Annotated in this window: 20 protein-coding genes; 12 read left to right on the forward strand and 8 right to left on the reverse strand. The window is 69.2% G+C overall.

Features of this window, described 5'->3' with window-relative positions:
• Nucleotides 1–29 precede the first annotated feature (29 nt).
• The 4 genes from Ate02nite_RS29915 to Ate02nite_RS29930 all read left to right on the forward strand — a co-directional run bounded on the left by Ate02nite_RS29915 (nt 30) and on the right by Ate02nite_RS29930 (nt 3147).
• Nucleotides 30–929: a helix-turn-helix domain-containing protein gene (locus Ate02nite_RS29915; protein ID WP_203811323.1), complete on the forward strand. Its 900-nt coding sequence runs from the start codon at nt 30–32 to the stop codon at nt 927–929.
• 125 nt (nt 930–1054) lie between these two features.
• A complete protein-coding gene (locus tag Ate02nite_RS29920) occupies nt 1055–1723 on the forward strand; it encodes a hypothetical protein (RefSeq protein ID WP_203811184.1) in 669 nt (222 codons plus the stop codon).
• Between the two features lie 102 nt (nt 1724–1825).
• A complete protein-coding gene (locus tag Ate02nite_RS29925) occupies nt 1826–2389 on the forward strand; it encodes a SigE family RNA polymerase sigma factor (protein ID WP_203811185.1) in 564 nt (187 codons plus the stop codon).
• Entirely contained in the window at nt 2386–3147 is a 762-nt protein-coding gene (locus tag Ate02nite_RS29930) for a hypothetical protein (protein WP_203811186.1), read from the forward strand. Before Ate02nite_RS29925 ends, Ate02nite_RS29930 begins: the two co-directional genes overlap by 4 nt.
• A 103-nt stretch (nt 3148–3250) precedes the next feature.
• Here Ate02nite_RS29930 and Ate02nite_RS29935 read toward each other — a convergent pair whose 3' ends face one another.
• Nucleotides 3251–3631 carry a pyridoxamine 5'-phosphate oxidase family protein gene (locus tag Ate02nite_RS29935; RefSeq protein WP_203811187.1) on the reverse strand — a complete coding sequence of 127 codons (381 nt, stop codon included), beginning with the start codon at nt 3629–3631 and terminating at the stop codon, nt 3251–3253.
• A gap of 176 nt (nt 3632–3807) precedes the next feature.
• Between Ate02nite_RS29935 and Ate02nite_RS29940 the strand changes: the two genes are divergently transcribed.
• Together Ate02nite_RS29940 and Ate02nite_RS29945 are read left to right on the forward strand one after the other, a co-directional pair.
• Complete coding sequence (locus Ate02nite_RS29940; RefSeq protein WP_203811188.1) at nt 3808–4329, forward strand: SigE family RNA polymerase sigma factor; 522 nt, start codon at nt 3808–3810, stop codon at nt 4327–4329.
• On the forward strand, nt 4323–5492 hold the full coding sequence (locus Ate02nite_RS29945) for a hypothetical protein (RefSeq protein ID WP_203811189.1): 1170 nt from the start codon (nt 4323–4325) through the stop codon (nt 5490–5492). Before Ate02nite_RS29940 ends, Ate02nite_RS29945 begins: the two co-directional genes overlap by 7 nt.
• An 820-nt stretch (nt 5493–6312) precedes the next feature.
• On the opposite strand, the gene Ate02nite_RS29950 is transcribed toward Ate02nite_RS29945, so the two are convergent.
• Both Ate02nite_RS29950 and Ate02nite_RS29955 read right to left on the reverse strand, forming a co-directional pair.
• Entirely contained in the window at nt 6313–7080 is a 768-nt protein-coding gene (locus tag Ate02nite_RS29950; protein ID WP_203811190.1) for a methyltransferase domain-containing protein, read from the reverse strand.
• Nucleotides 7081–7180: 100 nt separating this feature from the next.
• Entirely contained in the window at nt 7181–7978 is a 798-nt protein-coding gene (locus tag Ate02nite_RS29955; protein WP_203811191.1) for an aminotransferase class IV, read from the reverse strand.
• A 234-nt stretch (nt 7979–8212) separates the two neighbouring features.
• Between Ate02nite_RS29955 and phoU the strand changes: the two genes are divergently transcribed.
• From phoU to Ate02nite_RS29970, 3 genes are all read left to right on the forward strand, one after another.
• Complete coding sequence (phoU, locus tag Ate02nite_RS29960; RefSeq protein WP_203811192.1) at nt 8213–8872, forward strand: phosphate signaling complex protein PhoU; 660 nt, start codon at nt 8213–8215, stop codon at nt 8870–8872.
• A 225-nt stretch (nt 8873–9097) separates the two neighbouring features.
• Entirely contained in the window at nt 9098–9940 is an 843-nt protein-coding gene (locus tag Ate02nite_RS29965) for an alpha/beta fold hydrolase (RefSeq protein WP_203811193.1), read from the forward strand.
• A gap of 64 nt (nt 9941–10004) precedes the next feature.
• Nucleotides 10005–10403 (forward strand): hypothetical protein, encoded by a 399-nt coding sequence (locus Ate02nite_RS29970; RefSeq protein WP_203811194.1) that lies wholly within the window; start codon nt 10005–10007, stop codon nt 10401–10403.
• A 3-nt stretch (nt 10404–10406) separates the two neighbouring features.
• Here the strand turns inward: Ate02nite_RS29970 and Ate02nite_RS29975 are convergent, their stop codons facing one another.
• The 4 genes from Ate02nite_RS29975 to Ate02nite_RS29990 form a co-directional block, all read right to left on the reverse strand.
• Nucleotides 10407–11216 (reverse strand): aldo/keto reductase, encoded by an 810-nt coding sequence (locus Ate02nite_RS29975; RefSeq protein WP_203811195.1) that lies wholly within the window; start codon nt 11214–11216, stop codon nt 10407–10409.
• Nucleotides 11213–12106 (reverse strand): NADP-dependent oxidoreductase, encoded by an 894-nt coding sequence (locus tag Ate02nite_RS29980; RefSeq protein WP_203811196.1) that lies wholly within the window; start codon nt 12104–12106, stop codon nt 11213–11215. Before Ate02nite_RS29980 ends, Ate02nite_RS29975 begins: the two co-directional genes overlap by 4 nt.
• A 56-nt stretch (nt 12107–12162) precedes the next feature.
• Nucleotides 12163–12981, reverse strand: a complete 819-nt coding sequence (locus tag Ate02nite_RS29985; RefSeq protein ID WP_203811197.1) for an alpha/beta fold hydrolase — start codon at nt 12979–12981, stop codon at nt 12163–12165.
• An 81-nt stretch (nt 12982–13062) separates the two neighbouring features.
• The gene (locus Ate02nite_RS29990) at nt 13063–15783 is read right to left on the reverse strand and encodes an ATP-binding protein (protein WP_203811198.1); all 2721 of its coding nucleotides are present in this window, start codon (nt 15781–15783) and stop codon (nt 13063–13065) included.
• 77 nt (nt 15784–15860) lie between these two features.
• Between Ate02nite_RS29990 and Ate02nite_RS29995 the strand changes: the two genes are divergently transcribed.
• The 3 genes from Ate02nite_RS29995 to Ate02nite_RS30005 all read left to right on the forward strand — a co-directional run bounded on the left by Ate02nite_RS29995 (nt 15861) and on the right by Ate02nite_RS30005 (nt 20335).
• Nucleotides 15861–16790: a helix-turn-helix domain-containing protein gene (locus tag Ate02nite_RS29995; protein ID WP_203811199.1), complete on the forward strand. Its 930-nt coding sequence runs from the start codon at nt 15861–15863 to the stop codon at nt 16788–16790.
• A 21-nt stretch (nt 16791–16811) separates the two neighbouring features.
• Complete coding sequence (locus Ate02nite_RS30000; RefSeq protein WP_203811200.1) at nt 16812–17387, forward strand: TetR/AcrR family transcriptional regulator; 576 nt, start codon at nt 16812–16814, stop codon at nt 17385–17387.
• Between the two features lie 194 nt (nt 17388–17581).
• Nucleotides 17582–20335, forward strand: a complete 2754-nt coding sequence (locus Ate02nite_RS30005; RefSeq protein WP_203811201.1) for a helix-turn-helix transcriptional regulator — start codon at nt 17582–17584, stop codon at nt 20333–20335.
• On the opposite strand, the gene Ate02nite_RS30010 is transcribed toward Ate02nite_RS30005, so the two are convergent.
• Nucleotides 20326–20565, reverse strand: a complete 240-nt coding sequence (locus Ate02nite_RS30010) for a hypothetical protein (RefSeq protein WP_203811202.1) — start codon at nt 20563–20565, stop codon at nt 20326–20328. The two genes, Ate02nite_RS30005 and Ate02nite_RS30010, sit on opposite strands and share 10 nt — an antisense overlap.
• Nucleotides 20566–20616: the final 51 nt, after the last annotated feature.

Consider the following 20616-nt stretch of genomic DNA (forward strand, 5'->3'; position numbering starts at 1 on the left):
CCATTTGCCAGGTAAGATCCGGACTGGTGATGGTTGATTTGCGACAGGACAGGGCAGCCCCGATTCCCGAGGTCGGCTTTGCCGCGCCCGGTCGGATGCCGGTGGGGCTGGAGGTGCTGTCGCTGGCCGAGTTACGCGAGCGCGGCCGCCGCAAGACCGTTCTGGCGACACTGCAACGCCCGACCTTCCACCACCTGATCACCCTCGACCGCGGCAGCCTGCGCCACACCGTGGACTTCACCGACTACACGCTGCGGCCGGGCTCGTGGCTGTGGGTCCGCCCCGGTCAGGTTCAGCAGTGGCACGACCTGCGCCCGGCGGAGGGCACGCTGATTCTGTTCGAGCCGGACTTCCTCGACCCCGCCACCGCCGAGCAGGCGGCACCGCACGACTCCCACGCCCCGGTCCTGCGCACCCCGTCGAACGAGAGCCAGTCCTCGCTGATGCTCGCTACCGAGCATCTCCGGCACGAGTTCGAGGCGCCGTCGCCGTTGGCGCCCGACGTCCGGACCACCGCGCTGCGCCACCTGCTGGCCGTTCTGGTGCTGCGCCTGAGCGACCTGAGCGGCACGGCCGGCAGCCCGCCTGGCGAATATCCAGGCATCTTCCTGGAGTTCCGCGACGCCCTGGAGGAAAACTTCGCAGGCACCCGCCGTGTCGAGGACTACGCGAAGCTGCTGGGTTACTCCCCCCGCACGCTTTCCCGCGCGTCGATCGCGGCGGTGGGCCTGGGCGCGAAGGCACTCATCGACCGCCGCATCATTCTGGAAGCCAAACGCCTGCTGGCACACAGCGACCTGACCGCGGCACAGGTCGCCTCGAGCCTGGGTTTCTCCGACGCTACCAACTTCAGCAAATTCTTCCATCAACGAACAGGCAACAGCCCGCTCACGTTTCGTACCTCGGTCCGCGGCGACCCAACACCCTGACTCACGTCGCGGACGAGTGGGGGGTCCGAAAGGTTTCACGAATCGGCGGCACCTTTGCCGAGGCTTGCCCGTCTTCATCGGCGTAGGACCCACGCGCGGTCGACGAATCCTGGAAGAGGGAAGCCATGCTGAAAGCCCGGAAGACCACAATGCTCCTGGTCACGCTCGCACCGATGCTCGTCATCGCCGGACTGAGCGGCTGTGGCGACCCGGCGCGGACCGCAGCCGGGCCCGGCAGCACATCGACAAACTCGGCGGCCGTTCCACTGACTTCAGTCCCCACCACCGTGTCGGCCAACAGCCCCAGCAATCACCCGACCGGCAAGGACGGAGCCCGACTCGGCACGCTGATCCACACCGGGCTGGATGCCACCCCGGTGAGCGAATTCGCCATCCAGGGAGTCCGGATCACCAGCCCGAATCAGCCGGGCATCACCTTCGGATTCCAGCTGCTGCAATACGACAATGACGGCAAGCGCACCAGCTACGTGCTCACCAGCGCGGTCGACAACGAGAAGAAGCCCGGATTCCGGGCCGTGGAGCACTCCTACCGGCTGGAGGACGACGTCCAGCAACCGGCCTTCGGGTATTTCGTCGGTCATCCCGCGAAGATCACCGGGATGCTCCGCGGCAAGGTCGTACCGGCGAACACCGCCGTTTGGAGCGCCGACCGTGACGTCACCATCTTCTGGTTCGACAACACCAAGGTCAACGGCAACGACAAACTGACCACAGTGCAGGCGTACGACTCCAGCGGCACGCGCATCGCCGAGGAGACTGTCTACTACGAATAGCCGAGGTCAGAAGTCTGGGGAGTTTCGCGCCGGCGGCTCCCCGGATTCGGCGTTGTTCGACGTGGCTAGAATCGAAAAACGTGAATTGTGGGAAGAGTCGCCGTGGCTCGCGGTGACGACGAGTTCGTCGAGTTCGCCCAGGCGAACTCGGGTCGGCTGCAGCGGGCGGCCTATTTGCTGACCGGCGACCGGCACGCTGCCGAGGACGCAGCCCAGACCGCGCTCGTCCGAACCTATGCGGCCTGGTCACGCATCCGTAACGACGAGCCGTACAGCTACGCTCGCCGGGTCCTGACGAACTACGTGACGGACCAGTGGCGTCGGCCGATCCGCGAGAACGCCACCGAGATAATGCCGGAAACCGCCGAGTGGCGCGACGTTGCCGAGGAAGTCACGAAGCGTCGAGCCCTGATCGCCGCGCTGGACTCGCTATCGGCGAAGGAGCGAGCGGTGATCGTGCTCCGGCACTACATGGACCTGCCGGAGGCTGAGGTGGCGCGGGAGCTGGGCTTGTCAATCGGCACGGTGAAGAGCCTGAACTCGCGTGGTTTAGCCAAGTTACGAGTCTCACTCGCCTCGGACGCCGACTCCGAGGCGGCAAACGAGCCTGAGCAGGAGCCGCGCGGCAGCCGCCCGAGCCGAACGATCGCAAGGTTGTGGCGATGATGGACTTGGAAGAGTTTCACCGGGAACTGCGCTCGGATGCGGACTTCGAGCCCCGCGTTCTCAACCTTGATGCGATCATGACCGCTGGAGGGCGGCTCCGGCGCCGGCGACGCCTCACCGTTGCCGCCGGCGCAGCGGCAGTGGCGATCGCCGTGGTGGCCGGACTGACGACCCTCGTGCGACCCACACCCCAGTTCGGGCCGTCGCCGGCCGCACCAACAACGGCTTCGGCTGCTCCGAGCGTTTCCGTGTCGGCAAAAAGCCAGAAGCTCAACAGCATGAACGGCTACCACGGTCCGATCGGCACAGTTATCGATACGGGACTGGTCAACGACAAAGACCAGGAGAAATGGACAATCTTCGGGGTACGCTCCGCGCAGAGCTCCGGATCTCGCGCAACCGGCCTGTGCCTCGGGACACAAAACACCCTCGGCGATCTGACCGAATCCCTGACGCTCGATGATGTCGTCGCCACCCCACCCGGTTTCCATGACATCCAGGCCGCGATGTCACTCGAAGGCGGCGTCAAGCAGCCGGCCTTCGGCTACTACGCCGGAACTCCGGCCCGAATCACCGTCTCAGCGGCGGGCCGGACGGTCGACGCTCAGCTGGCCCGATGGAGCGAGGATGCCAACATCACCGTCTTCTGGTTCCCGGTAACCGCGGTGAAACCCGACGAGACCATCAAGAATCCCAAGGCGTACGACATAGCCGGAGCCACCCTGGCAGCCGGCCAACCGCGAATCTTCACGTACTAGTCTCGGCCAGCAGCCGGGTTCCCCGATGGTCTTGCCATACGGTGTCGCAGGCACCTGAGTACGGGCTCACCCGGCCCACCGATGGTGCGGATCGCAGCCAGACCTACCTTGTCATTTCCAGCACAACCTGATCCTGCCACTCGGCGAGGAGTTTCTGGTGGGCGAGGTCAGTCATGTCGTAGTAGCGGTCGGCGAGCCGGGCCGCCAGGTCGGCGCCGTCGTCGTGCAGGGTGACCGGGCCCTCGACGGCGACCCAGTGTTCGCGCTCGCCGGTGGGGGCGGCGACTACCACGGAGGCGCTGGGCTGCTCGCGCAGACGATCGACCTTGGGGGCGCCGGGGTCGGAAAACATCTCCAGGTTGCCCTCGGCGCTCACGCCGAACCACACCGGTCGCGGGGCCGGCCACCGGTCGCCGCGCGGGGCGACGGTGAGGAAGGCGTACAGGGGGCGGTTCAGCAGGGCGAGATCGTCGTCGCGAAGCATGCTCTTCAGCCTATGTCAGCAGGTGGTCGAGGAAGCGAGCACGCTCACCATCAGGGCCGGCGCGCGAGGCACCCCATCAGCCGCGAAGACGACCTCGAAGATGTCGCCAAGCATTGCAACCTTTCGCGACGTTGCCGCCGACAGACAGGATGACGGCGTTCGTCGGGAGGAGTGGGATGCGCGCGGAGCTTGAACGCGAGTATGAGGAGTTCGTGCGGGGGCGGCTGGCCCGACTGCACCGGACGGCCTACCTGCTGTGTGGCGACGCGCACCGGGCTGATGACATCGTGCAGGCCACCCTCACGGCGCTCTACGTGAACTGGAAGAAAGCCTCGGGCATAGACAACATCGACGGCTTCGCGCATCGGGTTCTGGTGCGGCGCTACTTGGACGAACGAAGACTGCCCTGGTCGCGGGTCCGGCTCGGGGACGTACCGGACCGGACGGCGACCAGCCCTCGTCCGGAGCAGTCGATCGGTGACCGGGACGAGCTGATGGCCGCGTTGCGCGGCCTGCCGAAGGGGCAGCGGGCCGTGATCGTTCTGCGCTACTTCGACGATCTGTCGGTCGAGGCGACTGCGGCGGCTCTGAACTGCTCGGCCGGGAACGTGAAGAGCCAGTGCTCGCGGGGGCTCGCCGCGCTACGCGAGGTACTGGGCGGGGAACAGCGGATCAAGATGGGTGGGCTGGCGTGCTGACGGAACATGACCTGCGGGAGCGACTGGGCGCGGTGCACGTACCGCCGTCGCGGCTGGACACGGAAACGATGCTAATCGCCGGCCGCCGCGCCGGCCGGCGCCGGACGGCTGGTGCGGTGGCCGGGGCGGTGCTCGCGGTGGGCGCGCTGGTCGCGGTGCCGTCGGTGGTTTTCGGGGCCAGGGGTACGCCGGACGTAGCCCCCGCCGCACCCCGGAGCACGACATGCGCGGTGACGGGGTTGCCCGTCCCGGTCGGGATGAACGACGTGCTGGTGAGCGGGATCGACCCGGCCGGCCGGTACATCACCGGGTTCAACACCACCGAGGAGGCGGGCACCAACCAGAAGACCGGCAAGGTCGACGGGCTGCCGGCCGCCCAGCCGGTCCTGTGGGTCGACGGTCGCCCGCAGCGACTTCCCGGCTCGTACCGGTCGGTGATCCCGTCGGGGGTGAACACGGCCGGGGTGGTGGCGGCGGTGGCCGGTAACGGCAAGACGTTCGACACCGTGTTGCGCTACGTGGCCGGGACACCGCAGAAGCTGACCACGCCGGCGGGGCGGTGGTCGTTCAACCAGGGGGTGTACGTGAACGCGGCCGGCGACATCGCAGCCGCCGACGACCAGCGCGGCGTCCTGCTCTGGAAGGCCGGTTCGACGACCGCCGCCAAGCTGCCGCTGCCGGCCCACGCCATGATCAACGGGCTTTCCGACGACGGCCGGATCATCGGCGCGGTGGTCACCGCCGACGGCCAGACGCTGACCTCCTACTTATGGACCCAGACCGGCACCGCCAGCAAGTTCGTCACGCCGGACGGGCAGCAGATGTCGGTCAACGCGGCCCGCGGTGAATGGGTGACCGGCAACGTGTGGCCCTCCGGCACGGCGGTCCGCTGGAACACCCGGACCGGCCAGTTCACCGACCTCAAGCTGCACACTCCGGCGCACGGCGTCAACGCTCAAGGATGGGTCCTGGCCGACGACACGATCGAGCGCCCGGACGCTCCGGCGCTGAAGCTCGAACATGTCGCCGGAGACGACGAACCGCCCTTCGTCGGTTTCCTGTCCGACCGCGGTCTGGCCGCCGGCAACCGCCTCACCTCGGACAAGGACGGCCACACAGTCAGCAAGGGCGTGATCACCTGGAACTGCGCCGACCGAAAGTAGTCGGGGCGGACTGACCGCTCAGCCACCAGATCGGCGGGCGCGCCCTCGAAAGACGGCACACCCGCCGTCGTGGCCCTGCGCGCCGGCGAGCGGCCGCTGCCGGCCGACGCCCTCGGCCAGCGCAGAGCGATGGCTAGGCACCTTTCAGGATCAGGGTCCCGAGAAACAAACCCTCTTCCGGTACGGGTGACACCGTCGACAACCGCAATTCCCCCCGGCCGCCGCCACCGCGCGACCGAGGTGCAATACCGGCGCGTGCCGCGTCTTTCGCGCAACCGACCACCCACCCCCGCGGGGCTTTATATATCTAACGGCTGCGAGCGAGAGTCTGCGCGATCTTGCGGGGCTCCTGTTGGGTCCCACCGGTAAGCCTTCAAGGTCTTCGAGCCGGAGTGGGCCGGAAGACCCGGATGCGAAGCCGGCCAGTACGGAAGGGGCAAAACCCGCGAAACGCCCCTGCCGCCTGGAGTGGTCCGTCTGGCGCTTACCCGAGGTGCGCAGAGCAGGGCGTATGGGTAAGCAGTGCAAACTGTCGAACAGGCTGGTTTTGTCCTGGTCGGCCGGGGTGAGCCGGCGCCCGCCGGCGGAGCGGGTGGGGGTTGAGGTCTTGGGCCGGAACCGCCCGTAGCGGGCGCGCGGAGGGTGAGCTGCACCCGCCGGGGCCGAGTGCCACGGGAGCGGTCCGGCGCGTACCGAAGAGGGATCTTTCTTTCCGGGCCAAAGCCGCCAGTTCCAGCGCACGTCGATCGGCGCGGCGAGTGTGGAACGCCAGACCTCGAGTGCGAAAGATGTCTAGCGTCGGCGACCCGGTGGGCCGAAATCAAATGTGGGCTGTGATGAGGTAAAAGGTGAAGCCAGCGAGGAACGGTGCTGTTGGCAGACGTTCGAGCCATTCGCGGGTGTCTCGCTCGGGAAGTGCTCCAGCTTCGACGGCACGGGCTGAGTTGCGCTGTAACCCGAGAATCTGGTCGGCCGTCGCGAAGTCCCGGAAGACCACCGCGATGGCCTGCACCGCCGAGATCTTGAATCCGGCGGCAGCGGCAAGACGCACGACGTCACGTCCGATCGTCGTGTTGCGTACGCGTTCCGCGACGAATCGGGAGAACCGCCGGCTGATCTCCACGTCCTGATCGGCGACGGTGAGAGTATCCCAGTCGGGCTCGGCCATACCGAGCACGCCGCCGGGCCGCAGCACACGCCTGAGCTGCACGATGGCTGCGGCCGGGTCGGCCACGTGTTGCATAACGCGGTCGGTCCGGGCCCGATCCACGCAGGCGTCCGGCAACGGAAGCCGGCGCATGTCGCCCAGGCGCAACTCGATGTGGGGGCGGTTGGCGTATCGCCGGCCGGCTTCGGCCAACATCCGCCGGTCATGATCGACGCCGATCACCGAGCCGGACGGCCCGACCACGTCGGCCAGCCGACCCAGATCGGTGCCGGGCCCGCAGCCGACGTCGATCACCGTGTGGCCCGGCATCAGGTCAAGAGCACTCAGGAAACGCTGCTTGTAGTACCGGCCGACCGCCGTGGTGGCGGCGATGTCCATGTATTCGATCTGGTCCGAGACGCCGGTCGCGTCGGGGCTCATGGTCACTCGTCCACCCAAGCACCTTGGACGAGGCCGTTGGTGAAGATGTTGTGGAGATACCGGACCGGCGTCGCAGGATTTCCGCTGATGCAAGACCTGCCTACCGGGCTGGGCCGAGTTCATCCCACGCGACTTCGTTCCACGCCCGCAGTAGCAGCGTCGTCAACGACGCGAACTCGGGGAGGATGACGGCGTCGATCGCGCCGATCGGCTGGGCCGGGCAGTGTGAGTTGACGGCGACAGCGGCACGCATCCCGGCCAGTGATGCGCCGGTCAGACGTCGTTGCTCGTCGGGAATGCCGAGCTTCGCCAAGCCGATCCGCAGCACCTGCATGGTGATCCCGGGCAGCTGGGGGGCGCTGGGCCAGATCACTCGTTCGCCGTCCCAGAAGGCGATGTTCCAGACCGATCCCTCCGCCAGCCGACCATCGTGGCGGACGAACAGGACGTCGTCGAACCCCGCCCTGCGTGCCTGCAGGTGGTGGTACGTCAGGCCCATCGTCGCCACGTGCTTGAGGTGCGGCAATTCCCGTTCGTACCCGACGCTACAAACCCGCAGCGGAGCCCTCGCATTATCCGGGACCGGCTCGCCGACCGACACCATGACGTCCGTGCCCCGCACGTCGAACACGTCCGGAAGCACGGTGACCCGCACCGAGGCGTTCCGCTGTTCACCCAGGGCATGATTGATCAGATCGACGATCATGCGGTCGGACGGTGTCGCCCTGCCGGCGAACAGTTCCGCCGACGCTTCCTGAAGCCGGCGAAGATGAAACGCGAGGCCTGCCACCGCGCCGGACCGTACCTGCATCGACGTGAAGTGTCCATAATTCCCGGTCGCCGCCCGATGGAGCCCGTCGATAGACGCCGGCACCCCGTTGATCTCCACGCGTGTCACGAGACCATGCTGCCAGCAGGGACCACCAACTACGGGCCCGGACAAATCGACACCCGCTCACACCTAACACGGTGCGTGACACCGCGCCGTCAGCCAGCGCCCGATCGGCTGGACCTTCGAAGCCACGGCCAGCTGGTTCAAAGTCGGGGCTCGGGCCTGTCGTCCGCTGATACCGCTGCAACAAACGGCACATAGGCTCATCCGATCGGTGTTCGGTGATGGCAGGAGCGATCTGTGCGGGAGAACTTCGACGACGAACTCGCCCGGGTCACCAGCTGCCTGATCACCATGGCCAAGGCCGTGCGAGAAGCCATGCGGCAGGCCGGCGCCGCCCTCCTCACCGCCGACTACACCCTGGCCCAGCAGGTGGCCGTCAACGACGCGGAGGTCGACGTGCTCTACCGCGTCGTCGACGACCGGGTATTCCACCTGCTCGCCCACCAGCGGCCCACTGCCGACGAACTGCGATCGACCCTGACCGCCCTACAGGCAGCCGCCGACCTGGAGCGCATGGGAGACCTGGCCGTACACGTCGCCCGTGCCGCGCTGCGCCGGTACCCGGCTACCGCCGTCGGACCGGAGCTGACGGAACTGTTCCGCGCGATGAGTAGCACGGCCGACCGGCTGGCCGGAAAGATTGTCCTGGCGTTGTCCGACCAGGACGAGGTACTGGCCGGACAACTCGACGGTGATGACGACGCGATGGACCAGCTGCATCGACAGCTGTTCGGGGTGATGCTCAGACCGGACTGGCCGCTAGGGGTCGAGGCCGCCGTCGACGGCGCGCTGCTGGGCCGCTACTACGAGCGGTACGCCGACCACGCCGTCAACGTCGGGCAGCACGTCCTCCTCCTGGGAACCGGCAAAACTGCTGGTGCTCCGGGGTCAGTTTGATGCTCTGGTTGAACTCAAATGCGAACCCGGCCCAAGAGCGCCGCTCGCGCGGAAGCGCCGGCGCCGGCGAACGCCCGGACCGGCAAGGCTCGTCTGTCGCTTGAATGTGTGACCTTCCGGCGACACCGCGAGCGGCCGTCTCCACCTTGTTCGCGTGATGTGCGCGGCCTCGTCCGGCGGTCTGATGAATCGGCCAAACCGATCATCAAGTCATCGGAGCAAAGCATGAAACGCACCACCCTGATCCGCGGCGCGGCCGTGGTCTTCACCGCGGCGGCCCTGTCCGCAGCAGTCGCCGTGTCGACCGGCGCCTACGCCTCGACGGCACCGGCGACCGCCAAGCACACGAGCGGCCCCAAGCCGACCATCGTGCTCGTGCACGGCGCCTGGGCCGATGGCTCCAGCTGGTCCGGCGTCACTGACCGGCTGGAGGCCGCCGGATACACCGTCGACGTCTTCGCGAACCCGTTGCGCGGCGTCCAGTCCGACTCGACCGTGCTCGCCACCTTCCTCGAGCACATCACCGGCCCGATCGTGCTCGCCGGCCACTCCTACGGCGGCATGGTGATCACCAATGCCGCCAGCGGCAACGCCAACGTGAAGGCGCTGGTCTACGTCGACGCCTTCATTCCCCGGCAGGGCGACACGGTGAACGCGCTGACCTCGGAGAGCCCCGGATCCGCGCTGGCCGACCAGTCGGTGATCGACCCGATCACGTTCGCCGACAAGACCGGCGCCGACCTCTACATCAAGCAGGCCGCCTTCCCGGCGATCTTCGCGGGTGGGGTGCCGGCCCGCACGGCTGCCCGTCTCGCGGCCGGGCAGCGGCCCCTCTCGTACAGCTCGCTGACCGAGGCGTCACCGAGTGTGCCCGCTTGGAAGACCATTTCCTCCTGGGCCGTCATCGGCACCGGCGACAAGCTGATCCCGCCGGCCGAGCAGGCACTGATGGCCTCCCGGGCCGGCGCCAAGGTCGTGAAGGTCAAGGACGCGCCGCACCTGTCCATGGTCAGCAACCCGGACGCGGTAACCGCCGTCATCGGCACCGCGGTGTACGCGACCCGCTGACCCCCGCAAGACGTATGGCCGGCCACCGCAGACGGTGGCCGGCCATTGCCGCGAAGGAGACGCCATGCCAATCCATGACAACGTCGACGCTTTCACTGTCCACCCGGTCTACGCCCTCGTCGCCGCCCTCCCCGACCGCGAAACGGTTGACGCCGTGCTCGGCGCGATCGACTCGGGCGAGACCGTCGAACTGCTGCACGGCCCGGTCGGGCTGAAGATCCTCGACCAGCGCGGCAGCGGGCATGGCCTCAGCGCCCGCCTGCACCGGCTGCTGCAGAACTGGACCTACTACGAGCAGATCCTCGGCTCCTTCGCCGAAGCCCTCCGCGCCGGCGATTTCCTGTTGCTGGTGCCCTGCCCGCCCGAGGACCGGCATCGGATCGGCCGGCTGCTGGCGACCGGTGGCGGCCACGCGGCCTACTACTTCGGCTACAACACCGTGGAGTCGATCACTAGACCGTGACTGTCAGTACGACTCGTAGACGTCGGGGTCGGCGCCCCACAGACGCCGGCTGCGGCCCAGCGTCGACAGCGCCTTCATCTCGTCGCCGGTCAGGGTAAAGCCGAAGATGTCGAGGTTCTGTCGCTGCCGGCCGGGGTCGCCGGAGCGCGGGATCGGCACCGCGCCGAGCTGAGTGTTCCAGCGCAACACCACCTGGGCGGCGCTCACCCCGTGGGCGCGGGCGGCAGCCGCGACGACCTCGTTGCGGCCCAGGTCGCGGCCCTCGGCCAGCGGGCTCCAGCTCTGGGTGACTATCCCCCGGGCCTCGTCGTCGGCGCGCTGGCCGGCCTGCGGGAAGTACGGGTGCAGTTCGATCTGGTTGACCGCCGGGGTGACGCCCGTTTCCGCGGTCAGCCGGGTGAGCTGTGGCGGCGTGAAGTTGCTGACGCCGATGGAGCGGACACGGCCCTGGTCACGTAGGTCGATCATCGCGCGCCACGAGTCGACGTACAGGTCGAGGCGGGGCAACGGCCAGTGGATCAGGTACAGGTCGACGTAGTCGAGGCCGAGGTTGCGCAACGACACCTCGAATCCCTCGATGGTCTTGTCGTAGCCGTGGTAGCGGCCGGGCAGCTTTGTCGTCACTTGGATCTCGGCTCGGTCGAGGCCCGAGCGGCGGACGGCGGCGCCGACCTCGGACTCGTTGCCGTACTTCAGGGCGCTGTCCAGCAGCCGGTAACCGGCCTTCAAGCCGGAGAGCACCTGCGCCGCGCTCAACGCGTACGTACCCAGGCCGATCGGCGGGATCGTCGCGCCGTCGTTGAGAACGATCACGGAATCAGTGCCAGTTTGCCGCCGGCATGCCCGGACTGCAGCAGCCTCAACGCCTGCACGGCCTCATCGAAGGGAAAGGTGCGGGCGATCGGCACGGTGAGCCGGCCGGCGTGTGCGAGGTCGATCAGGTGCGGCCGGACGCGATCGCGGAACTCCACACTGGCCCGGTTGCCACCCACGGCATGAAACCCTTCCGCGTACGCCCGGTCGTGCGCGGCCGTCGTGACAATGCGGTCGCGGTCCTCGACCAACTCGAGCGACACGTCGACGGCCTCGCCGGTGCCCACGCAGTCCAGCGCCGCCGACACATCCGCTCCGGCGAGCCGGCGGACCCGGTCGGCGAGCCCCGGGCCGTACGTGGTGGGTATGCCGCCGAATTGCCGGACGATGCCGAAGCCGGCCGGGGACGATGTGCCGATCGCCGACGCGCCGGCCTCCCTCAGTTGCTGCAGGACACTCACGCCCACGGCTCCGGCGGCGCCGTGCACCAGGACCGTGTCGCCGGCACCGATATGCGTCAGGTGCAGCATCTCCGCAGCGGCCGTGCCGGCCAGCAGCAGGTTCGCGGCCTGTGCAAACGTGAGCTCCGCGGGCTTGCGGAAGACGTCGCGGCCGGGCACGGTGAGCGCGGTCGCGTAGCCGCCCTCGACCCGGAACGCGAGGACCTCGTCACCGACCCGGACCCTTGCGGCGGGGCCGGCGGCGGCGATCACCCCGGCCACCTCGAAGCCGATCGGGCTGGGCAGGTTCTTGTAGTCGATCGGGTTCATGCCGCAGGCCCGAACGGCGATGGTGACCTCGCTGGTTCGCGGCTCGGGCACCTCGACCGGCACGGCCTGCAGGGAGTCGATGCCGCCGTACGACTGCGCGATCCATCTCGTCGCTCTCATGGTGTCCTTCCGAAGCTGGGGCCGGCGCCCCCGTGAGGCGCCGGCCCACAGGTGGGTCAGCTCTTGATGAAGTCGAGAAGTTCGGCGTTGAAGTCCTGTTCGAACCGGCCGACCAGGCCGTGCGGCGCCCCCGGGTGCACGTTGAGGGTGGCGTTCGGCAGCAGCTTGATCGAGCGTTCCGAGGAGGCCTGGATCGGTACGATCTGGTCGTCGTCGCCGTGCGAGAGAAGCACCGGGACGTCGATGCTGCGCAGGTCCGCGGTCATGTTCGTTTCGGAGAACGCGGCGATGCAGTCGTAGGCGGCCTTGAGCCCGACAGTCATGCTGATCAGCCAGAACGCGTCGCGTACGCCCTGCGAGACGTCGGCGCCGGGCCGGTTGTTGCCGTAGAACGGCTCGGCGAGTTGCCGGTAGAACTGCGACCGGTCGGCCAGCCCGGCCCGCAACTGGTCGAAGACCTCGATCGGCGCGCCGCCCGGGTCGTCGGCCGTGCCGAGCAGATGCGGAACGACCGCGCCGCGCAGAACGACCTTGGCGACCCGGCCGGTGCCGTAACGGCCTAGGTAGTGGGTCACCTCACCGCCGCCGGTCGAGTGGCCGACCAGGACGACGTCGCTCAGGTCGAGGGTATCGATCAGATCGGCGAGGTCATCGGCGTACGTGTCCATGGTGTTGCCCTGCCAGGTCTGGCTGGACCGGCCGTGACCGCGCCGGTCGTGAGCGATGCCGCGGTAACCGTGCGACGCCACCAGCTGGAGCTGGTTGTCCCAGATGTCGGCGTTCAGCGGCCAGCCGTGGCAGAAGACGACGGGGCGGCCGTCGCCCCAGTCCTTGTAGAAGATCTCGGCGTTGTCGCGTGTGCTGATGAATGGCATGGATGCCACAACACCAGCCGCCGTGGGGCGCCGGATCCCCTGAACACGTGATCGTCCCCGCGCCGCCTTCGACGACGGGGATCACCCGTTTGCGTCGGGCTCCAGCTCGGCCAACGCCGTGTGCAGGGCGGCCCGGGTGGTGATGCCCAGCTTCGGGTAGAGCCGATACAGGTGGGCGCCGACCGTGCGATGCGACAGGAACAGCCGTTCGCCGATCTGCCGGTTGGTCAAGCCCTGCGCGGCCAGCCGGGCGATCTCGAACTCCTGCGCGGTCAAGGTCTCGTTCAAACGCCGCTGGCCGTCCCCCGCGGCCCGCAGCTCACGGCGCGCACGCAACGCCCACGGTTGCGCGCCGAGGCGCTCGAAGATCTCCAGCGCCTCGTTGAGCTGCCCCCTCGCCGGGCCGTTGCGGCGGGCCCGGCGCAGCCGCTCGCCATACAGGAGCTTCAACCGGGCCAGGTCGAGCGGCCACTGCGCGGCACCCGGCGTAGCTAGCGCGGTCTCGAAGGAGCCGAGATCGGCGACCGCGGCCGCACCCGCCATCAGCAGCGACAACCGCGGCGAGACCGCGAACAACTCGATCCGGCGCATGGCATCGACGTGGGCGACCGCTTCGCGATGCCGGCCGGTGCGCACCGCCGCCTCGACCAGATCAAAGGAAACCCACAAGGCATGCGGGACGTACGGGGCGAAGGTGCCGGCCGGACCAAGAGCGACCGACTGCAGGTACGCCTCCTCGTAGTCCTCTCGGGCAATCGCGGCGAGCACCCGCGGATGCTGCGCCCATTGCGCCGCCCCGACCCCGGACCGCGCCTCGGTCACCCGGATGTGCTCGTCGGACCGCTCCCGGGACAGCCGCTGGTCGCCGCGGACGGCGGCGAGCAGCGACTGGATGTAGAGGGCGTACCAGGCGTTGAAGCCGTACCCGTTGGCCCGGCACCGGGCCAGGCCCTCCTCGGCCAGCTCCTGGCACTCGTCCCAGCGCCCGCTGAAGAAGTCGTCGATGCACAGGTACATCAGGCCGCCGACGCTGCTGCGCACCGCGCCACCGGAGCGTCCGTCGTGAACCAGCCGCCAGGCGCTGTCCCGGGTCGCGCCGAGCAGGTCCAGGTACGCGGCCGTGGTGTTGATCCGGGTGATCCGGCTCGGTTCCTGGACGGCGTCGACATCCCGGATCAGTTCCACGAAGCGGGCCCGCATCGCGGCGCTCGTGCGGGCCGGGTCCGGGAAGATGCGGCTCTGCAGAAACAGCAGCTCCGGCACGGCCGGGGTGAGCCGGTCGAGGGCGGCGTAGAAGGGCGGCCAGAGCTCGCTGCGCCCGAGCCAGTAGCAGATCAGCAGCAGCGAGCTCAGCGCGTCGATCAGGCTGTCGTCGTTCGCGTCGTATCCGTGCGTACCCGACTCGATCGCCCCGACCAGCAGCCGGTATGCGGTGTTGAGGTCGCCGTTGCCGTTGATCAGGATGAAGGTCGCCGCCATCGCCGCGTGCGGTGATCCGCTCGTGGCCGGGTCCAGTCGCTGAGCCTGTTCGAGCAGCTCCGAGGCGTTGACCATCTCGCCTGTCGTGTTGGCGCCGACATAGGCGGCCTCGGCCAGCCGGCGGCTCTGGTCCTGCTCGGCGGGGCTCAGCGCCGCGGCCCGGGTCAGGGCGGTCACCGCGCCGGTGGCGTCGCCGCGGTGCAATGTCCGGTGTGCGGCCTGCTCCAATAGGGCCGCCACCTGCTCGTCAGCGCCGGTGGCGGCCTCGGCCAGGTGCCAGACCCGGCGGTCAGGCTGATCGACCAGCCGGGCGGCGAGATCGCGGTGCGCCGCACGGCGCTGGTCCTCGGTGGCGCTCTCGACGACCGACGAGCGGATGAGCGGGTGGCGGAACGTCAACTGGGACACCGCGGTCTCCCGCCTGATCAGTTGCGCGGCCTCGGCCGGGGCCAGATCGTCGTCGGTGTCCCTGAGCAGTCGCAGGTCGCCGGTTCCGTCGAGCACCGCCCTCAGCAGCAGGGCCTGGGTGACCTTGGGCAGCCGGGCGACCCGCTCGGTGAACAACGTCTGCAACTGGCCGGTGAGCGGCAGCACGGCCGGCAGCGCGCTGACCGACCGGCGCTGCTTGTCGGTAAGGGTCGCCGGGAGCTGCATCAGGGCGAGGGGGTTGCCCTGCGATTCGTGCAACAGCCTTCGGCGTACGCCGGGAACCAGCGTGGGAAAGCGCAGGGCGAGCAATTCCGCGGCCGCGGCGTCGCTGAGCGGATGAAGCTCGACCTCCCGCAGACCGGCCGGTTCGAAGAACCCATCAGTCGCCGACCGGGAGGCGCCGAGCAGACCGATGCCGCTGCCGCCGAGACGACGAGCCAGTGAACTCAGCACCACGGCGCTGGCCCGGTCGAGCCAGGGCAGGTCGTCGACGACCAGCAGCACCGCACGGCCGGACGCGGCCCGGGCCAGCAGGGTAATAACGGCGTTGAGCAGCGACAGCCGCGGCGGCGGGGGGCCGTCGCCGATGCCCAGGGCGACCGCCAGCGCCTGACGGTAGCTGGGCTGCAGGTCGTCGAGGTGCTCCAGCAGGGGTGTGAGCAGCTGGTGCAGGCTCGAGTAGCTGACGTCGGCCTCGAACTGCACCCCGGCCGCGCGGAGCACCAGAACACCCGCCTGCCCGGCACTCTCCGCAGCAGCGTCCAGCAGCACGGTTTTGCCGACGCCGGCCGCGCCGGAGATGAGGTAGGCGCCGCCGTGCTGGGCGGCGTAGGTGAGAAAGGCACATATCTCGGCGATCTCGCGGTCGCGGCCGACCAGGCCGGAGGCGGTCATGACCTAATCCGGTACGCGCGGGCATGGTCGATCGACTCATGCATCGTGGTCGTCGCCGCACCAGACTTCATTTCGCGATGACGCTCATTCTCGACACCAACGGTATCCCGGTCATCGATCGGCGCGACGCGGTGCGGCAGACCATCGGCGAGACCGTGGTGCCGGTGGACATCGGCTTCCCGGTCGGCCGGCCCGCGGACGTCCGCGCGGCGATCACCGGTCTCGGCGCCCTGACCGTCTGTTCCGTGCGGTCCAATGCCGTCACCGTGCAACGCACGCCCGAACTGGCCCGTGACGACCTGGAACCGAGGATCTTCCTCGGTGTGCAGCTGGAAGGCTCCAGCCTGATCGTCCAAGGCGACCGCGAGGCGGTGCTGCGACCCGGCGACCTGGCCTTCTCCGAGTCGACGACGCCGTACACGCTCGCCGACGATCGGGGCATCCGCCAGCACTTCTTCTCCGTTTCGGTGTCCGCGCTCGCCCTGCCGCAGGACATGATCAGGGGAGTCTCGGCGACCATCCTGTGTCCCGGCGCGCCGCTGAGCGACCTGGCGTCGACCTACCTGCGGCGGCTGGGCAGCCGCCCGGAACTCACCGGCCATCCCGGCGCGGGCGGCACGGGACCTCCGACGATCGACCTTATCCGGTCGCTGCTGACCACCCATCTCGGCGAGGCATCGCCGTACGCCGCGCTGTCCCTGCGAATTCTCGAGTACGCCCGTCAGCATCTCGACGATCCGGATCTGGACGCGGCGCGGGTCGCGGCGGCGCACCACATCTCGGTGCGGCACCTGTACAACGTCCTGGCCCGTGACGGGATCCTGCTCGGCGACTGGATCCGCACCCACCGCCTGCAACAGAGCCGGACCATGCTCGCCCGTACCGCGCTGCCCATCGGTGAGATCGCCCACCGGTGGGGCTTCCGGAGCGTGTCGTCGTTCGGCCGCTCGTTCCGTTCGGCGTACGAGGTTTCCCCACGCGAGTGGCGCAGCAGAGAGCGCCGGTAGCCTGGGCGCGGGAGGCGATGCATGGCGCGCAGCAAGGCGTTCGACGACGCCACCGTGGTCGCCGCGGCCAGAGACGCCTTCTGGGAGTACGGCTTCGCGGCGACCTCCCTCGCCCAGTTGCAGGCCGCCACCGGGTTGAGCAAGTCGAGCCTGTACGAGACGTACGGCAGCAAGCGGGCCTTGTTCGACCGGGCCGTACACAGCTATCTCGATGTCATGATGTCGCCGCTGCTCGAGCCGATGGAGCGCGACGGCGCCGGCGGGGCCGACATCGAGGCGTTCTTCCGCGCGTTCGGTGAATACTTCCGCAGCAGTGCGCCGCGGGTCGCGACGCGGGGATGCCTGATCCTCAACACCGCCACCGAGCTGCCACATCTCGACGAGGCGGCGGCCGAGATGATCCGTGACTTCCGGGCCCGGGTGCGTGGGGCGTTTCTGAACGCGGCCCGTGGCGCACTGCCGGCCGCCGAGGCGCAGCGGCACGCCGATCTGCTGACGGCCTGGCACGTCGGCCTGATCACCACGTCGCGAATGGATCGCGACCGCGCCGTCGAGCTGGCCGGGACGATCGCCGACGAGGTGCGTCACCGTATGTAACCCGCCCCCCATTTTCCGGACCGATCGGTTCAGAATACTAGCGTGCGGGGCGGCCGCCGCGAAAATCCACCCGGGCTGCACGGCGCTCCGCAATGTCTGCATGTCCTGGTCGCAGTGCCCTCCCCGGCATCCGCCGAGACCTAGCGTGTTCGAGTGACGACACCGCGGGGGCGTCGCGGGAAGGACGGCGGATCATGGCACGCCTGGTTCTCAGAGGGCGATCGGCGGAGATGACGCACGCGCTGAGCGCGCTGCGACGAGCCGTGCGCACCCGGCACGGCGCCGTGCTCGCCGTGGTCGGGGCGGCCGGTATCGGCAAGAGCGTCTTCGCCGTGGCGGTAGCCGACGAGGCGCGCTCGCTGGGCTTCGGGACCGGTTTCGGTCAGGCCGGGCCGGAGACTCGGGCGATACCGGGCGGATCGCTGCTGGTGGCCTTGCGATCCGGGCGACAGCCGCTGCTCGACAGCGAGGGCTTCAATGACCTGGCCGCACTGTACGAGCGGCCGCTCTGGCTGATCGACAGAATCGGCGACCTGCTCGCCCGGATCGCCGCGGGCACGCCTCTGCTGGTGATCATCGACGATGTCGAACTCGCCGATGACCTCACCCGATTGGCTCTGAAGCTGCTGCCGGCCCGGCTGAGCGGCCTGCCGATCGTATGGATGCTGACAAGCCGCACTCTGTCGACCGCTGTCATCGACGAGACAACGTCCGCGGCGGAGTCGGCGGCCGTGGCCCGGATCAGCCTGGGACCACTGGCCGGCACGGACATCGACGATCTGGCCCGCGACCGGCTCGGCGAGACTCCCCCGGGTAATGTCCGGACCGCCCTGGGCTCAGCCGGCGGAAGCCCGTTCTGGGCTGACCAGCTTGTCCGTGGCCTCGGCTCAGCGGCGCAATCGCAGGACCACGTCGGTGTGATGGCCACAACCCGGCGCAGGCTGGCCACTCTGTCCACCGGCGCCGCCGAACTCGTTCGACTGGCGGCGGTGTGGAAGACGCCGCTTCCGGTGCCGGACGCCACTGCACTGCTGGAAAGCCCAGCCCGCGGCTGGGTCGCCGAAGCGGCCCAGGAGGCTGCCGCCGGCGGGATGCTGGTCCGAGCCGGCGATGAAGTGTCATTCCCGCACGCCTTGGTGCGGGACGCGGTCTACGCGCAGATCGATGCGGACGACCGGCGGTCGTGGCATCTGCGCTGCGGAGAGATGCTCCTCGGCCGAGTGGGAGACGAGCAGGCGGCTGCGACACATCTGCGCTTGGCCGAGCCGGGGAGCGACACTGTCCTGGCCGGCCGTGTTCTCCGTACGGCAGGCGATCGCGTGGCCGCATCACCCGGAGGAGCGGCCGCTCTTGCGCGATTCGCCTGGCAACTCGTCGCCGATCCTTCCGACGAGCATGCGCCACAGCTCGCTCGGACCGCCGCCGAAATCCTCGGCGCCACCGAACGGCACAACGATGTGGTCGCCATCGCCGACGCCGTCCTCGCCTCCGATGCCGGCCACCCGAGCGGGGCGGCCGTCGCCGGGCTGCAGTGGCGGCTCCTCGCGCTCCACGCTCTCGTCGCATCCGGCCGCTGGGACATCGCCGCACAGCGCATCGACATCCTGCTCGACGACGTACGGATCACCGGCGCGCCGCGGGCCCGGCTGGAGTCGCTGCGTGCCGCGTCGGCCGCCGGCGAAGGACCTCGATCCGCCCTGAAGGCAATCGCCGCCCAGGCCGACCGGGTCCTGGCCGATCCCGGTGCGGAGGCGGCGACCCGGCGGCTGGCAGCGACCACCCGAGCCACCGCGGCACGCCGGCTCTCCCGTTTCGGCGATGCCTGGCGGGCCGTGGCCGACCTGCCGCTGGCGCCGACCCCGGCCTCGACGGCCGAGCGCATCCGCGCGCTTCAGGACATCGACCGCCTGGCCGAAGCCGCGCCGCTGCTCGAGGCGGTCGGTGCCGGGGCAACGTCGGCCGGCGACTTCCGGCACCTCGAACCGTCGGTCCTGCTGGCCGCGGCACGCCAGGAGCTCGACCTCGGTCGCCTCGGCGGCGCCGACGCCCTGGCCCGGGTGCTGGCCGAACAGGCGCGGGAGACGATGGTCCCGGCCCAGCGGGTCGGCGCCGCCGTAGTACTCGCGGAGGTCGCGCTGCACCGCGGCGACCCGTTCGATTTCATCGCCGCCGACCTGCCGCAGTCGCCGGTGGTCGAGTGGTCGATGGGCATCCGGGTTCTGCACGCGACCGCGGCGCTGCGGGCCGACGACGTCGACGGCGCTCTGCGGCTGATCCTGCCGGCCGTGAGCGCCTACCGCGCCGGATACTGCTCCTCGCAGTGGTCGCCGTCGTTGTCCCGCCCGCTGCTCGCCGTCGCGTTGCGCGCCGGAAATCGGCCGTTGGCCGAGCAGATCGTCGAGACCGCGGCGATCTCCGCGCGCAACAACGAGCAGGTGGCCAGCTGGGTCGGGGTGGCCAAGCAGTCCGCCGGAGTGCTGACCCGAGATATCGGCGAACTGGAATGCGCGGTCGACGTCCTGCGGACCGGCCCTCGGCCACTTTTACTGGCCGGGGCCCTCGTCGACCATTCTGACCTGCTTGTTTCGGCGCAGCGACAGGGCGAGGCCGTCAAGCGGCTCGAGGAGGCAGCCGATCTCTACGCCCGAGCCGGCGCCGAGTTCGACGTGAAGCTGGCCACGTCGGCGCTGGCCCGGCTCGGGGTGCGGCGGCGCCGGGAGATCCCGGCACAGAACCGGGCGGTCACCGGCTGGTGGTCACTGACCGACAGCGAGCAGACGGTCGCTGAGCTGATCAGTGCCGGTCACACCAACAGGTCGGCCGCGACCGAGTTGGGCATCTCCCCGAACACGGTCAACACCCACCTGCGGTCGGTGTTCGGCAAGCTCGGTGTTCGATCCCGGGTTCAGCTGGCGAACGTCGTCCGCGATCGCGCCCCTCAGACCTGATCGACCGCGACCATCGACAGCGTGACCGTGCCGTCCATGACCCAGGGCAGCCTGGTCATCGACTCCTGCGCCTCCACGCCGTCGCCCGCCTCCACGATCAGGTAAAGCCTGCGACCGTCCGGGCGGCACCACGCGTTCGTGATCACCCGCTCGTCCCGCAGCTCCCGCCACCTCGGGCCGCCGGCCTCGAAGGTGCGACCTGACGCCGAGTCGGCAAGGTCCGCCGTCACATGGAAGTACAAACCGCACTCCATCCCTCACCGGGGCCGACAGACACCGGT

It is taken from the genome of Paractinoplanes tereljensis, from assembly GCF_016862435.1.
GTDB classification, from domain to species: Bacteria; Actinomycetota; Actinomycetes; order Mycobacteriales; family Micromonosporaceae; genus Actinoplanes; species Actinoplanes tereljensis.